Consider the following 14,896-nt stretch of genomic DNA (forward strand, 5'->3'; position numbering starts at 1 on the left):
TTGATCCAACCTCAGAGGCCCAGGGTAAACAGAGAAAAGTTTTCGTTTTCTCTATGGTTCGTTATCATTTAATATTTTTCATAAACGGCAAAACTCTGCTTAGTTAGGGTTAATTGTTGACACAATTTAGGTTTTTGTGGTAAGTTTGAACCGCCACCTAACCATTTTTTTTGAGCAGAATCTAAAATTTTTACCCAATTGCCACCTGTAAACTCTTGACTAAGAGTAACATCAGAGTTATTAAAATTCATGGCACAGAATATCTGATTTTTTCCACTAAATTTAAACCAGGAAATTAACTGTTTTTCTTCTTGAAAGTTTATTTTTAAATTGTGTCTTTCCCGTGGCAATAAAGCTCGGTTTTGGCTGCGGATTTGAATGAGTTTTTGGTAGAAGGAAAATAAAACTTGATGTTTGCCTGATTTGCGTTTTTGCCAATTGAGCTTGCAAGTGTTAAAAATATCAGCAGATTCTGGGTCCGGTGGTTCTCCTTGGGAATGAAAGGCGAAAAATTCTTGTTTACGTCCTTCTCTAACTGCTTTAATTAAATCGGGATCCGAGTGACTAACAAAGTACATAAATGGTGATTCTTCACCATATTCTTCTCCCATAAATAACAAAGGAATGTATGGAGAAAGTAATAGTACTCCAGCAGCTAATTTTAATTGTTCAAAGTTAACAATTTGCGATAATCTTTCACCTAAAATTCTGTTCCCTATTTGGTCATGATTTTGGATGGATACTATAAATTGATATGAAGGGCGATCGCCTGGGTAATTGCCATGAAAACGTTGGCGATAATTTGAATATTTCCAGTCGTAAACAAAGCTGTCTTTATAAGCTTTAGCCAAATGTTCGCACTTGCCAAAATCTTGGTAATAACCAATGCGATCGCCTGTGAGCAAGGTATATAATGAATGATGAAAATCATCACTCCATTGGGCATCAATTCCATAACCGCCTGATTGATGAGGACGAATTATTTTAGGGTCATTTAAATCACTTTCAGCAATTAAATAAAATTTTCTTCCCTGGTGCTGAGAAAACACAGCCACATTTTCTGCAAGTTCAGCTAAAAAGTGTTTTGCACCCAAATCATAAATAGCGTGAATTGCATCTAAGCGTAAAGCATCAATATGAAATTCACCTAGCCAATAAAGTGCATTGTGAATAAAAAATTGACGGACTTCGTAACTATGAGCATCATCAAAATTAATGGCAGTTCCCCAAGGAGTACGATAAGTTTCTGTAAAATAAGGGCCAAAGCGACTTGTATAATTACCTTCAGGGCCAAAGTGGTTGTAAACCACATCTAAAATTACGGCGATTCCTTGTTGGTGACAGCCATCAACCAATTGCTTTAATTGATGGGGAGTACCATAAGAATTTTGTACGGCAAAGGGATACACCCCATCATAACCCCAATTGCGATGGCCTGGAAATTGAGCTACTGGCATGAGTTCAATGGCATTTACCCCCAACTCTCGTAAATCTGGGAGTCGGGGAATAATTGCCTCAAAAGTACCTTCCGGTGTGAAAGTACCAACGTGCAACTCATACATAATCATGGTTTCTAAGGAAACACCAGACCAATTACTGTCGCTCCAAGCAAAGTTGTGATCGATGACTTGGGAAGGACTGTGTACACCATGAGGTTGAAAATTGGATGCTGGGTCAGGTCTGGATTCGCTATTATTTAATTGATATAAATAAAGTGTTCCTGGCTCAATATCCATAGCAATAACTTGCCAATATGACCCTAGTTGCTCCATGGGAAGCAAGCGCTGGTCAGGAGAGACAATTTCCACAGCGACGGTGTTTAAATTTGGTGCCCAAACCGTAAATTCACAAACACCATCACCTAAATAATGAGCGCCAATTCTCATACAAAATCCTCAAGGAACTTTCTGCTACCCAATACGGCGTAATACCACAAGCGATCGCTCAACTAGTGGTATAGTTTGATAACCTGTGAAAAACTTCCCTGGTGGGACAAAGCGCGGTTCATTGGTATCAATTACCATTTCCCATCCCCTTTCTTTAAAACCTTTGGGTAGGGCGAAATCAATCGGCTCATAATGAGCGTTATGAAATAGCAAAAAACTCTCATCGATAATGCGCTCACTATGAGGCCCTGGAGTGGCAATTCCTTCGCCATTCAAGAAAATTCCCATGACTTTGGCATAATTAACTAGCCACTGCTCATCACTCATTTCACTACCATCAACATTGAACCAACCAATATCACCAATGCCAAAACCGTAAATCGGTTCACCCTGAAACCACTTGCGCCGTCGAAATACTGGATGTTGATGGCGGAAATATATCAGTTCACGAGTGAAATTCAATAAATCGGCATTTGCTGGTTTTAAATCCCAATTGCGCCAGGAAATCTCATTATCTTGGCAGTAGGCGTTATTATTACCATTCTGACTAAAGCCAAATTCATCTCCGTTCAGCAGCATTGGTACACCCTGAGATAACATCAAAGTTGTTAAAAAGTTGCGTCGTTGGCGTTCTCGCAAGGCCAACACCTGTGGGTCATCAGTTTCGCCCTCTACGCCACAGTTCCAAGAATTGTTATGGTTTTCCCCATCTTGATTGTTTTCTTTGTTGGCCTCGTTGTGCTTTTCGTTATAACTGACCAAATCATTGAGGGTAAAGCCATCGTGGGCAGTGATAAAATTAATACTTGCATTGGGACTGCGCCCATTTGTTTGATACAAATCAGGGCTACCAGTGAAAGAGTAAGCAAATTGCCCCAAGCTGTGGTCTACACCACGCCAAAAAGAGCGTACAGTGTCCCTATACCTACCATTCCACTCAGACCATCGTAAGGGAAAGTTTCCTACTTGATAGCCGCCATCTCCCACATCCCAAGGTTCTGCAATGAGCTTCACATCTGCAAGCACCGGGTCTTGATGAATAATGTCAAAGAAAGCTGCTAGGCTATCCACTTCATATAATTCCCGGGCTAACGCCGAAGCCAAATCAAAACGGAAGCCATCCACGTGCATTTCTGTTACCCAATAACGGAGGCTATCCATGATTAATTTCAGGACTTGGGCATGACGGACATTCAAAGAATTACCACAGCCTGTAAAGTCCATGTAGTAGCGGGGGTCATCTTTAACTAGGCGGTAGTATACAGCATTATCAATACCTCGCAGTGATAACGTTGGCCCTAAATGATTGCCTTCGCCAGTGTGGTTATAAACTACATCTAAAATCACCTCAATTCCCGCAAAGTGCAGATCCTTGACCATCTGCTTAAATTCCGTCACTTGTTGTCCCAATGTTCCACTGGAACTATAACTAGAATGGGGTGTGAAATAGTTGATAGAATCGTAACCCCAGTAATTAGTTAGTCCTTTTTCCATTAAATATCCAGGACAGGAGTAAAACTCATGCACAGGCATTAATTCCAAGGCTGTAATTCCTAGTTGCTGAAGATATTGAATTACTGCTGGATGGGCCAATCCGCCATAAGTACCGCGTAGTTCTGGTGGAACATCTGGATGTAACTTGGTCAACCCCTTGACGTGGGTTTCATAAATGATAGTTTCGTGCCACGGCCTATATAACAGTTTATCATCTCCCCAGTCAAAAGACTGATCCACCACAACACATTTAGGCATCATTTGAGCATTATCTAAATTAGAAAACACCAGGTCTGGTTCAGGTGCATCCCAAGAATAGCCAAAGATAGCTGGACTATGTTGAATTTCGCCATCAATTGCTTTAGCATAGGGGTCAATTAGCAGTTTATTCGGGTTAAAGCGATGACCCAACTCCGGTGCCCAAGGTCCATGTACTCGAAAGCCATAGCGTTGTCCTGGTCCTATTCCTGGGACATAACCGTGCCAAACAAAATTATTTTTTTCCCTTAGAGGTAAACAAATTTCATTGTCTTTTTCATCAAAAAATAAACACAAGTCTACCCCAGATGCATTTTCTGAAAATAAGGCGAAGTTTGTGCCTTTTCCGTCCCAACTAGCGCCTAAAGGATATACGTTCCCCGGCCATAGTGCTACATACATAGATATATTTTCAACAGTTAGTGTTTACTGCGAATAACAAAGTTTGATGCCTTGGATGTAGTTTTTTAATTAATGACTTTAGTTTGAATTTAACTCGATATTGCTGCTAGTTATTCCATCAGTGGGATGAAGAATTATTGATTCCATAAGATGGAATTAGTTAGGTTTATGTTAAATATTTATGTATTATAAATTACCTAAACTTTTATGAAATTTTGAACAGTAAAGCTAATATAGCTCTTTTTTTTGAGAAAAATTTATTAATTTTAGTTTTATTGGGTATAAATTTAAAAATTAGCTTATTGTGTTAATTTAAACAAAATTGCTGCAAATTAAAAATATAGCAATCCTAAATCATTTATGAGAAAATACTATACTCATGAAGTTTAGGGAAGTCAAAAATTTGACAATGGATGGATAGTTCAAATAACGCCTTGACTACAGTAAAAGAATGACAGAAAAAATAAAACTCTCTAATTAATCGTTTTGCTTGTAGCCACATATCTTCTACAGGATTCTGTTGTGGTGCATTCGGTGCAAATCTCAAGCAGGTAATCCACCATCCACCTAATGCTTGAGCAATTTCAATCCATTCTTGCATAATAATTTTTACATTTTGCAGTGCTTCTTGATAAGTTTCCCCATCCGCAGCACATCCAGGTAATTCTAGAACCTCGGCAATAAACTCTTGGTCTTCTTGACTCCAATAAAGTATGATTTCATAATGAAGCATCATTTTAACCTCCTAGCTGGTATTTGAGAATTACTGCACGAACTTGTTTAACTTGATACGCTTTGGCTTGAGAACCTTTAGGTTGAAGATTCAGAATTTCTTCTATTCCTTCTTGGGTAAAATATGATGACTTCCGCGAACACGTTCATCGAACCCTAAACTGCATAACAGTTGACATAGTTGGGTAAATGGAATGTTTGCATCAAATGTATCCAATAAAAATTTAGCGAGGAGTTTGTCTTGTTGGCTCACAACTTATGATATTTTCCCTGAAATGCTTATAATAACCCCAACCTATCTCCCCTGGTAAGCTTGGCTAATGCACCCTTTGCAAATTTGCCAAAAGCGTAGATACTCACAGGACAATAATCTGTGTATTGCGATCGCACCCTTCATATTATCAAAGGGATTCCTACGGAGCGCTTCGCTATCGCACAAGTCTTGGTGTGCTGGTTTATTTTGTAATCCCAACCAACCCCGCAAAAGCTCATTTTTACAGTAGTTGGGTATAAACCTCATCCAGTGATGTTTGACTAGCTTGAAGCCAAAATTCAGTTTGATCATCAGGAAGCAGAGTCACTAGCACTCTTGTTCCTTCAGGTAACTGTGCTGACTCCAGCAGTTCGATTTTTCCTTCCCAAAGGGTAGCCCAAAGCGTTTTTAGCATATCCGTTTTATGAATGGTTATGTTTTTATTTTATGCTTCGATGCTAAAAGAGTGTAGATGCGTAATTTTACTAGATAGTAAATTTGTACTCACAAAAATTTTACACCGCGCAGCAAATAAAACTTCTGTGTAGGTTACAATGTGGTGCATAATTTTGGGTAACAAAAAGAACGCCCAATGGGTTAAAAATCACTTTGATGCCTACTGAATTACTTGCTGAAACTTTAATAACACTTTCTGTCCGAGAACGGAAAGAATTAATTTTACATCATGCTTCATTAATTGATGTGACTCACATCGCAGATGAAGATTTACACATAGCATACAAATATGGAAAAATCATTTCCTCAATAGCACCTGCTTACTTTCAATATCAAATTGCACAAGATAAACAGAATGGATCAGTTTTACAATTAGATAGACAATCTCAGTTAATTGCTAGTAAAACAGAGAAGTTTGGAGATGATTTTATTGCGTGGTTAAAAGCAGACTTTGAAAATAAAAGTGCAATACTTGAGCATCATCCTAACCCACACAATCTTTTTGAACTCTGTGGAGCTAAATTCCTAGTTACTAGCAACTCAGTAACAAGAAGCCTTAGCACTAAAATAGCCATACTGTGGGAACAAATAGCTGATATTAGTCCTTATGTAATTGTTCCTGAATTTGAATTTGAAATCAAAATTAAGGGAATAGATATTATTATTTTGGCTGAAGAAACAGTTCAATTTGCACAACTTAAAACTTTAAAGGGAACACTGACAGGTTCACAAAATAATAGAGCTAAAAAAGAATTAAGTATTCATGATAATCCATTATTTGTATCAGCTTTTGATTTGGGTGACTGGACATTTAACAATCCTAAAATAAATCGTATTGCTGATAAGAATTTTTGGAATAATATTTACATAAATTATCACATTTTTGAAGCCCACGTAAGAACTCTGTTACAGAGAATTGATAAAGCCTTTGCCGAATTGGCTACAAAATAAGCCGTTTCAATTTTATAGCGAAAAAAGAGAGAGTTGTTCAGCTATTTCTTTACCTTTTGGCTTGTTTCCTTGAATTAAGCTAAAAATATAACTACCAATCTCTTTTGCAAGTAATACCGGAACTGCATTACCAATTTGTTTATACTTAGAACTTATTGAACCATAGAAAATCCAATCATCGGGAAAAGTTTGAATTTTTGCAGACTCAGTTACAGTTAAAGAACGCAACTCTACAGGATGACACATATCTGTAGCTTTTTGATGTGGACTTGTAGTTATTGTCGGAGAAGGTTTATCCCAGGATAATCTTCTATAAAAACCCACTTTTCCGCCTCCCGATTCATAAGCACCTCCCATAGCCTCTTTTTTTAATTCTTCTGGTAAATTTCTCCAATTTTCTCCCGCTTCCAATAATATTAAATATTTTAAACGACTTTCTGAATAACTAATAAACTCTGGTTTGGGATCAACTAAACCTGTTAAAGCATCTCTTAAAGTTCGCCATTTAGGTAAATTTTGACCATCTTTGCAATATTTAGGAATAGGAAATGTAGCAGCTTCACCATCTCTAGAACCAATAAATACTACACGCTGTCTATTTTGTGGAACACCATAATCTGCGGCTTCTAAAAGGTTATAAACTACGTTATATCCTAGTTCTTTCATTTCGGCTAATACCACCGTCAAAGCCGCACCAGCCATTTCGTCAGCTTCTAAAGGTGGATAATTTTTTCCTCGTTGATTAATTGGCCTGTGACGAAGAGAAGCAGAAAGTAAACCTTTGACATTTTCCATCAAGAAAAAACGGGGCTGGACTTCTTTAACTATGCGGATAAAGTCCATGAATAAACTACCGCGAGGGTCCATGACTGAACCCCTTTTTCCGGCTGTACTAAATGGCTGACAAGGTGGACCACCTGTTACTAAGTCTACTTCACCAGGTTGTAAAGCGCGACCTAAATTTAAAACTCTCCCCCCTTCTTCAAGTAGGTTTTGGGAACTAACTTTTTCTATTTCTCTAGGAACAGCACTTTCTGTAAGATAAGGTCTATTCAGAAGAATTGTTTTTGTAGCATCACTGTCTTTTTCTACTACACTTACTGTATGAAATCCTGCTGCTTCCATACCCAAGTCTAGACCAAATGCACCTGTAAATAAGGAAATAGAAATCGCTTTAGCATCTATCATGAGAAACACTACTAAGGTAAATAAATATTTTGTAGAGTACAATTATACTATAGCAATCCTAAATCATTTATGAGAAAACATTATACTCATGAAGTTTAGAGAAGTCAAAAATTTGACAATGGATGGATAGTTCAAATAACGCCTTGACTACAGTAAAAAAATGACAGAAAAAATAAAACTTTCTAATTAATCGTTTTGCTTGTAGCCACATATCTTCTACAGTATTCTGTTGTGGTGCATTCCGGGCAAATCTCAAGCAGGTAATCCACCATTGTTCTTTTTCAAGTTCACGATTTAATGAATCTAGATAATCTTGAATTTCTTGTGAACGATGATAACTTGCACCATCCCAAATTATTAAAAGTTTGGCTCCAGGGCGCTGTTTTTGAAGATATTCTAAAAAATTAATTGTGTTTTTAGAGTCACCTTTTTCAGCTTTATACGTGAGAAATTCTTTGGTTTTATAATCCAATGCACCGAAATATGTTTGTTTATCACGAGCATTTACCACTGGTATTGTTACTCGTTCACTAGTTTTCCACCAAACATACCTTATTATGTCCCCCCAAAGTAAATGACATTCATCTACCATGAACACAACTAGGTCTCCTGTCTCTATTTCAGCCCGTCGCGTCTCCAGCAACTCACAAATCTCTTTTTTTTGAGTCCACTAATTCTTGGTTATATTTCGGATTATTTGCTTGAGTTTTCTTCCAACTAATACTGGCATCATCAAATAAATCGTAGTAACTTTGTTTCGAGGAAAATGTTACTCCATATTCTGAGGCGATATGGTACTCTAATTTATTTAAAGTCCATCTGTCTTTGGTTTGCAACCATTTTATTACCTCGGCACGTTGAAGATCATCCAGAAACCCTTTACTTCCTTTATGCCCTAGTTTTAACCCTTCCACCCCCAGTTGAAAAAATGCTTTTTTATAGGTACTAATGAAGCCAGATGAGACACCTAATATTGGCATTATCTCTTCATGCTTGTATCCACATAACAGCATTTTCACTGCTGTAGCTCGTTTGATTTCACGCCGCTCTTTATTATTTTTGATAAAATCTTCTAATAATTGTATCCACATCACCACACCTACACCTTAGTTTTAAACGTTACTTTTAAGCTCTGTCCGTATTTACTCATGAATGATTCCGGATGGCTATATTTGTAGTTTCAAGCTGTATTAAATTTTAATTTAATTGATTTTACTTAATTTCCATAGTTTTAATTTTAATAAGAATTTAGCAAAACTTGAAATAAAATAACCAACATCTATCTTAAGACTGTAATAAAAATGTAAATATTTTTTGTAAGATTGGTAAGAATATTTTGAAAACAAAACTCAGAAATCAATAGCTATAAAAATAAAATGCAGTGATAGTTCCATCCAGTTAAAAGGCAAAGACAATCAAGCAGGAATTGCATAACAACTGCAAATTTGCCTTAAATCAGGCCATCGCTTAGGGAGAAAAAAAGATGCCACGACGGATCAGAAATTCAGTCATCGTGATAACAGGAGCCTCCAGTGGAATTGGACGTGCCACAGCGTTAGAGTTTGCTCAACAGCGCGCCACCGTTGTGCTAGCAGCTCGAAATGAACAAGCTTTGCAGGAAGTAGCCCAAGAGTGCCAACATTCAGGCGCAACTGCCCTCGCCATACCAACAGATGTTAGTAATGAGTCAGCAGTTAAAGAGTTAACACAGCGTGTGATCGCCTCTTTTGGGCGAATTGATGTTTGGGTGAATAACGCCGCCGTCAGTTTGTTTGCGCGGTTTGAGGAAGCACCCCCGGAAGTTTTTCGCCAAGTAATTGAAACCAATTTATTTGGTTACATTTATGGTGCGCGTGCTGTATTACCCCACTTTCGTGAACAAGGTAGCGGTAACTTAATCAATATTTCTTCGGTTGTTGGTGTAACTGGTCAGCCATATACAAGTGCTTACACCATCAGTAAGTATGCTATTCGCGGACTCTCTGACTCTCTCCGCATGGAGCTCTATTTAGATAACGCTAGGGATATTCATATTTGCACAGTCTTACCTGGTTCAATTGATACACCCATTTTTCAACACGCAGCTAATTACACTCGTCGTCAGACCAAGGCCATGTCCCCTGTATACCCAGCTAAACAAGTGGCTGAGTCTATTGTGGGGTTAGTGGACAGACCACAGCGAGAAATTATCGTCGGTGAAGCTGTTTATTTGCAGATTTTGCAGAAAACCCTAGTGCCGGATTTATATGAACCAATGATGGCCAAGCAAGTAGATCAGGATCACTTTCAAGATCACAAGCCAGCCCCCCTAAATGATGGCAATGTGTTTGAGCCAATGCGTGATTATACGGGCATCAGTGGTAATTGGCTGGGCACAGGTGGTATTACATCCCAAGATGTCTGGGATATGGCCAGAGAAACAGCACAGAAAATTGGTTTACCCCTTTCTTGATGAAGAGAAAATAAACCATGAGCCTACCTAAGGAGAGATTAAACAGCCAACATAACAGCATTAGTTGTACGTGGCAAAGAAGACCCAGTTGTACCCCAAGACTGGGCAGAAGAAGTGGTGAATCTTTTGCCCGATGCTCCACTCGTAGTGATTCCCGGTGGTGGACATACTCTCAATTACAGTAAACCTTTATTGAAGCGACAAAATCACCTTTTGTTGATCAGGAGAAGTTAAATGCAAATGCCCAGATATAATCAGATTTTTGCTTCTTTATGGGCACAATTGCGGTTATGTCCGCCTTATTTGGCCGGATTTGACTCTAGTACAGCCATGCTCCGCGCTACTGCTGCTTACCTGGGGGGAAATGATTTTCCAGGAATGGGGACATTGCCCACTGGGTTAGAACCAATTGCCACTGTTGTTAACCAATTCCCGCGGCAATTTAAAGAATTAATTTATACAGTTGCTAGCGCAGGGGAATCAATTCCCCCAGGATTATTGGGATATGTCAGTTCCGAGGCAGTTTCAGAGTGGATGGTCAGTGAATATCCCCAAAATGAGTATCAAGCGGTAGCTATTGGTTCTACAAATGGGGCTTTGGTGCATTTGTGCGCCGCCTTGGGTATGCCTTGGTTACCACAAACTTTTCTCATTCCTGTGCTGTATCCTGAAATACATCCCGACGAACCCAAAAAGGCCATGGCGTGGGGTAGAGAGAAAGGGGGACTGCTTCTGGATGCTAATCCTGATGTGCAACTACATCATATGTATGACCCCAGTCAAGACCGGTTGACTTTGCGGGGGATGACTTATTTTCGGGTGAAGTACTTGCGTCTGAGTTCAGCTTACAAACGCTTTATAGAAAAAAACTTATCCAGAGGCGGGACTATTCTTATTGTGGATTGTCAACGCACCTGGCCGACAACGCAAGTGAGCGATCGCCATATATTTCAGTTTGGGGCTTTGGGTGGGGCGACACCAGAAGAATACTTTAATAACAGCGATCGCGTCAGAAGATATTTAGAAAAATATCACTCACATCGGCGAAATTGGGACGCACCAATACCAGACAAAGACAGTCCGGAAGCAGAATGGGGTTTTGAACCTAGCTTACGGGAAGATGTGGAAAACTTTGCTCGCCATGGCGGCTATCGTGTTCGGCGGGTCATATATCAAGAACCAGAATATCTCAGTCCCTTCGTAGCCGAATTTTATCGCTGGTGGTACAAACAACGAGGAATCATTGCTAATCGGCTACTATTAGAGTCATTTATTTTACTAGAACCTATGTGGACTTTACGTACTGCATCAGTACCATTCTGGATGAAGTTTAATATGGAACCTTCCCTAGATTGGGTTAAAGATTATTTGAGTAAAGCTGAGATATATGATGAAATTTTCATGATCCTTTTTTCTCATGGCGTGGAATCAGTTGGTTTGCCTAGTATTGACCAATGGGGTGAAGTGTTCAAATATGCACGCCAGCGCGGCGAATTCATCGGTACGGTAGCAGATTTCCCCAGAAACTTTATGACATTAATTCGCTATTATACTGACCTTAAGCGAGTGATTTCAGCCCGTTACCCAATTCCAGGTACTTTAGCCTTAGAGCAACTAGATAAGTTCATTGAGCAAACGGGCGACCGCTTTCCGGTACAATGGCAATAATTAAAAGTTTCCAACCGCGATGACAAATAAGTTCCCCCATAACCTGATCAGGCAGTTTTTGATCCTGAATCGCTATATTGTTTAGCTCCAATACAATTGCATTCATCAAAAAATGCCCATAATTAAAACTTATGGTTTACTAGGGTGTTTGCGGGGTTGGTGTAGCAATGAAGTTGTTTGTGGCTTTTGAAATCTAAGGGGACACAGATTATCAATCTGACATAATTGGTATGCCACAATTGCTATATATAAACCAAATGTTCCCACTGCTAACAAAGTTAGTAGACCCACAAATTGAAGTACATCTTTGAAGATTCTCTTAAACATAATTTTCACATTGTAGAGAGGGTTTATTTTACATATACAAGCGCTTCTGTAGTGATTTCGTCCAACACTAGCAAAAAAATATTTGGTATTCTATAGTTAGAATTTCCGAAACAAAACAGACAAACACTGTATAAATAGGATATGTTATTATTTTAATGTTTCTCTGACTGTAGCAGCTATGGTAAAAGAATTAGCGATTCGTACCTGGGGGTTAACTAAGCAATTTGAGGGACAGGTCGCTGTTAATAATGTTGATTTAGAAGTCCAATGTGGTGAAGTGTATGGGTTAATTGGCCCCAATGGTGCGGGGAAAACAACTCTAATCCGTATGTTGGCCGCTGCGGAAGAACCAACTACAGGTGAAATTCATATTAATGGCTATCCCTTGCGACTTGACAAAAGTAGTTCTCGCCTCAAAGGTCGTACCGGCTACCTACCTGATGACTATCCCTTATATGAAGATTTAACAGTTTGGGATTACTTAGATTATTTTGCCCGGTTGTATCGTTTGCGGGAACCACGACGCACTCAACGGTTACATGAAGTTTTAGAACTGATACAACTTGGCAATAAACGTCAGAGCTTAATTTCTACCCTATCCCGGGGGATGAAACAGCGTTTGAGTTTAGCGCGGACGATTATTCACGAACCAATTTTACTAATTTTAGATGAGCCTGTTTCTGGACTTGACCCTATTAGCAGAATGCAGTTTCGCCAAATCATCAAGACCTTGCAAGAAGCAGGGATGACAATTTTAATTTCTTCCCATGTTCTGAGCGATTTAGCTGAACTGTGTACTTCTGTAGGAATTATGGAGTTGGGTTTTTTAGTCGAAAGTGTTTCTCTGCAAGGACTTTACCATCGACTAGCCAAACAACAAATTATTTTATCAACTCTGGGTAATTTAGAATCTCTGGAGAGTGAATTAAAAAATTATCCCTTAGTGGAACATTGGGAGAAAATACCAGGTCAAAACAGCTTGCGAGTCAATTTTTCTGGTACACAAGAAGATTCTGCTAATTTATTGCGGTGGCTGATTTTATCTGGGATTCCCGTAACTGATTTTCACTGGACTAAAGAAGATTTAGAAAGTATTTTCTTGAAACTAGGACACAAACAAGCATCTTGATCAGTCAATATTTATCAATATTTTTTTGGAGTTGTTAATTATGCTCAATTTCATATCAAAACTCAGGGAAGTAAACCCTCAATTTATCCGAGAAATTAAAGGGCGTTTAAAAATTACTAACCTTTTTTTATCAATATCTGTATCTGTCCTTGGTCAGTTGATATTCTTACTGATATTCCAAGGAAAACTTCCTCCAAGTGACGTGACTTTGCCATATGGTCATCTGTATTGTACAGGTCAATCATCAGAATGTGTGTTAAATGATTACGATAATGTAATTATCAACTGGCAATTGTGGTATCAAGATGCTTTTCATGGGCTAAGTTTGCTAGGAATATTCGTGATTTTAGTTGTGGGGACCTATTTAATCATTAATGATTTAGCCACGGAAAAAATGCGAAATACACTAAATTTTATTCGTCTTAGCCCCCAAACACCTCAAAGTATTCTGTTTGGAAAAATCCTGGGTGTTCCGATTCTTTTGTATGTGCTAATTTTACTAGCAATTCCTTTGCATTTATGGTTAGGATTGCAGGCAAAAATTCCCTTGAATCAGATTTTTATTTTTTATGTTATTGTGATTTTTTCTACTTTTTCATACTATAGTGGCGCATTACTATTTGGCTTAATAGCATCTTGGTTGGGTGGTTTTCAATCTTGGTTAGGAAGTGGATTTCTTTTGGTGTTTCTGGCTTATACATGGCAAGGATTAAAAGATATCAGATTGTTTGATGGATTCGTATTCCTCAAGCTAATTACGCCAATATATTTTATTCCCGAATTTTCAGCTAGTTCTCAATTTCCTGGGTTTCGTTGGTTCCAATTACCATTAGGAAATAGTTTTGTCAACACCAGCGTGTTAAGTTTATTAGTTTACCTCATTGGCATTTACTTTATCTGGCAATCTCTAGAACGTTGCTATCTTGATAGCAATGCCACAATGTTGAGTAAAGGTCAGAGTTATTTATTAACTACCGTCTTTGCTATTATTACATTGGGATGTTTTAATTTGCACGATAGTGTGGATAAAGTAGAGAACATAAAAGACTATTTATTTAGTGCGATGTTTCTGTATTTCTGGTTATTTTTGTATCTGATTGCTTCCTTGACGCAAAATCGCCAAACACTACAAGATTGGGCTAGATATCAACATATTTATCGTGCAAAACATCCAGCTAAACAAAACTTAATCAAGGATTTAATTTGGGGTGAAAAAAGTCCGGGTGTACTGGCCATAGCCATCAATGGTTTAATAGCCGTTTGCAGTTTAAGTACATTGCTGTTAATGCCAGTGGTTCCTGTATCCTATGATAAGTTATACGGTTTTGCAGCTTTAATTTTCGCCTTTAGTTTAGTGGTTATCTATGGAGCTTTAGCCCAACTACTGTTGTTTATGAAAAATCCCCGGAGGTTATTATGGGCTAATAGCATTGTTGGTGCTGTAATTTTCTTACCACCCATTGTTTCCTTGATGTTATTTTACAATTCTGGAAACCTAACTTTTCTGTGGTTTTTCTCTATATTTGCACCATTGCCTTTTTTATACCCAGAAATGACTAATTCCTCAGATATTATGACACCTTTACTCGCAATTCTGGGACAACTATGTATTTTAAGTTTGTTGCTGTTTCAAATCAAGCGCCAGTTGGGAAAAGCAGGGGAATCAGCAACAAAGGCATTATTAGTCAATGATCATTGAG

The 14,896-nt window shown here is 38.4% G+C and carries 11 protein-coding genes and 2 pseudogenes; 6 read left to right on the top strand and 7 right to left on the bottom strand.

The genetic code is table 11. The annotated features are described in order from the left end of the window. Positions 1 to 68: 68 nt before the first annotated feature. The 5 genes and pseudogenes from treZ to NWP25_RS07500 all read right to left on the bottom strand — a co-directional run bounded on the left by treZ (position 69) and on the right by NWP25_RS07500 (position 5,440). Positions 69 to 1,886, bottom strand: coding sequence for a malto-oligosyltrehalose trehalohydrolase (gene treZ, locus NWP25_RS07480; protein WP_280649717.1), 1,818 nt, complete (start codon positions 1,884 to 1,886; stop codon positions 69 to 71). Between the two features lie 24 nt (positions 1,887 to 1,910). Further along, the gene (gene glgX, locus NWP25_RS07485; protein WP_280699106.1) at positions 1,911 to 4,040 is read right to left on the bottom strand and encodes a glycogen debranching protein GlgX; all 2,130 of its coding nucleotides are present in this window, start codon (positions 4,038 to 4,040) and stop codon (positions 1,911 to 1,913) included. 358 nt (positions 4,041 to 4,398) lie between these two features. Then, positions 4,399 to 4,602: pseudogene (locus tag NWP25_RS07490) on the bottom strand (IS630 family transposase); the annotation flags it as partial. 3 nt (positions 4,603 to 4,605) lie between these two features. Beyond that, positions 4,606 to 4,776: pseudogene (locus tag NWP25_RS07495) on the bottom strand (type II toxin-antitoxin system HicB family antitoxin); the annotation flags it as partial. Positions 4,777 to 5,266: 490 nt separating this feature from the next. Continuing rightward, on the bottom strand, positions 5,267 to 5,440 hold the full coding sequence (locus tag NWP25_RS07500) for a hypothetical protein (RefSeq protein ID WP_280649719.1): 174 nt from the start codon (positions 5,438 to 5,440) through the stop codon (positions 5,267 to 5,269). A gap of 197 nt (positions 5,441 to 5,637) precedes the next feature. On the opposite strand from NWP25_RS07500, the gene NWP25_RS07505 reads away from it, so the two are divergent. After that, positions 5,638 to 6,432 (top strand): hypothetical protein, encoded by a 795-nt coding sequence (locus NWP25_RS07505; RefSeq protein ID WP_280699108.1) that lies wholly within the window; start codon positions 5,638 to 5,640, stop codon positions 6,430 to 6,432. Between the two features lie 12 nt (positions 6,433 to 6,444). Here NWP25_RS07505 and NWP25_RS07510 read toward each other — a convergent pair whose 3' ends face one another. Continuing rightward, positions 6,445 to 7,620, bottom strand: coding sequence for a DNA cytosine methyltransferase (locus NWP25_RS07510; protein ID WP_280699120.1), 1,176 nt, complete (start codon positions 7,618 to 7,620; stop codon positions 6,445 to 6,447). Between the two features lie 67 nt (positions 7,621 to 7,687). Continuing rightward, a protein-coding gene (locus NWP25_RS07515) for an IS630 family transposase (RefSeq protein WP_374914630.1) occupies positions 7,688 to 8,711 on the bottom strand; the annotation gives its coding sequence in 2 pieces (ribosomal slippage) (positions 7,688 to 8,282 and positions 8,281 to 8,711; 1,026 coding nt in all). 392 nt (positions 8,712 to 9,103) lie between these two features. Between NWP25_RS07515 and NWP25_RS07520 the strand changes: the two genes are divergently transcribed. The 5 genes from NWP25_RS07520 to NWP25_RS07540 all read left to right on the top strand — a co-directional run bounded on the left by NWP25_RS07520 (position 9,104) and on the right by NWP25_RS07540 (position 14,895). Further along, entirely contained in the window at positions 9,104 to 10,072 is a 969-nt protein-coding gene (locus tag NWP25_RS07520) for an SDR family oxidoreductase (RefSeq protein WP_280651750.1), read from the top strand. Positions 10,073 to 10,123: 51 nt separating this feature from the next. Further along, positions 10,124 to 10,306 (top strand): alpha/beta fold hydrolase, encoded by a 183-nt coding sequence (locus tag NWP25_RS07525; RefSeq protein WP_280699124.1) that lies wholly within the window; start codon positions 10,124 to 10,126, stop codon positions 10,304 to 10,306. Further along, entirely contained in the window at positions 10,307 to 11,740 is a 1,434-nt protein-coding gene (locus NWP25_RS07530) for a hypothetical protein (protein ID WP_280699110.1), read from the top strand. A gap of 505 nt (positions 11,741 to 12,245) precedes the next feature. Next, on the top strand, positions 12,246 to 13,196 hold the full coding sequence (locus NWP25_RS07535; protein WP_280651748.1) for an ABC transporter ATP-binding protein: 951 nt from the start codon (positions 12,246 to 12,248) through the stop codon (positions 13,194 to 13,196). Between the two features lie 40 nt (positions 13,197 to 13,236). After that, positions 13,237 to 14,895: a hypothetical protein gene (locus NWP25_RS07540; protein ID WP_280656527.1), complete on the top strand. Its 1,659-nt coding sequence runs from the start codon at positions 13,237 to 13,239 to the stop codon at positions 14,893 to 14,895. Position 14,896 lies beyond the last annotated feature (1 nt).

The organism is Umezakia ovalisporum Ak1311 (assembly GCF_029891685.1).
GTDB classification, from domain to species: Bacteria; Cyanobacteriota; Cyanobacteriia; order Cyanobacteriales; family Nostocaceae; genus Umezakia; species Umezakia ovalisporum.

Coding starts and splice junctions, on each gene's coding strand:
- treZ (WP_280649717.1), bottom strand. CDS start 1,886: ATGAGAATTGGCGCTCATTATTTAGGTGATGGTGTTTGTGAATTTACG.
- glgX (WP_280699106.1), bottom strand. CDS start 4,040: ATGTATGTAGCACTATGGCCGGGGAACGTATATCCTTTAGGCGCTAGT.
- NWP25_RS07500 (WP_280649719.1), bottom strand. CDS start 5,440: ATGCTAAAAACGCTTTGGGCTACCCTTTGGGAAGGAAAAATCGAACTG.
- NWP25_RS07505 (WP_280699108.1), top strand. CDS start 5,638: ATGCCTACTGAATTACTTGCTGAAACTTTAATAACACTTTCTGTCCGA.
- NWP25_RS07510 (WP_280699120.1), bottom strand. CDS start 7,620: ATGATAGATGCTAAAGCGATTTCTATTTCCTTATTTACAGGTGCATTT.
- NWP25_RS07520 (WP_280651750.1), top strand. CDS start 9,104: ATGCCACGACGGATCAGAAATTCAGTCATCGTGATAACAGGAGCCTCC.
- NWP25_RS07530 (WP_280699110.1), top strand. CDS start 10,307: ATGCAAATGCCCAGATATAATCAGATTTTTGCTTCTTTATGGGCACAA.
- NWP25_RS07535 (WP_280651748.1), top strand. CDS start 12,246: ATGGTAAAAGAATTAGCGATTCGTACCTGGGGGTTAACTAAGCAATTT.
- NWP25_RS07540 (WP_280656527.1), top strand. CDS start 13,237: ATGCTCAATTTCATATCAAAACTCAGGGAAGTAAACCCTCAATTTATC.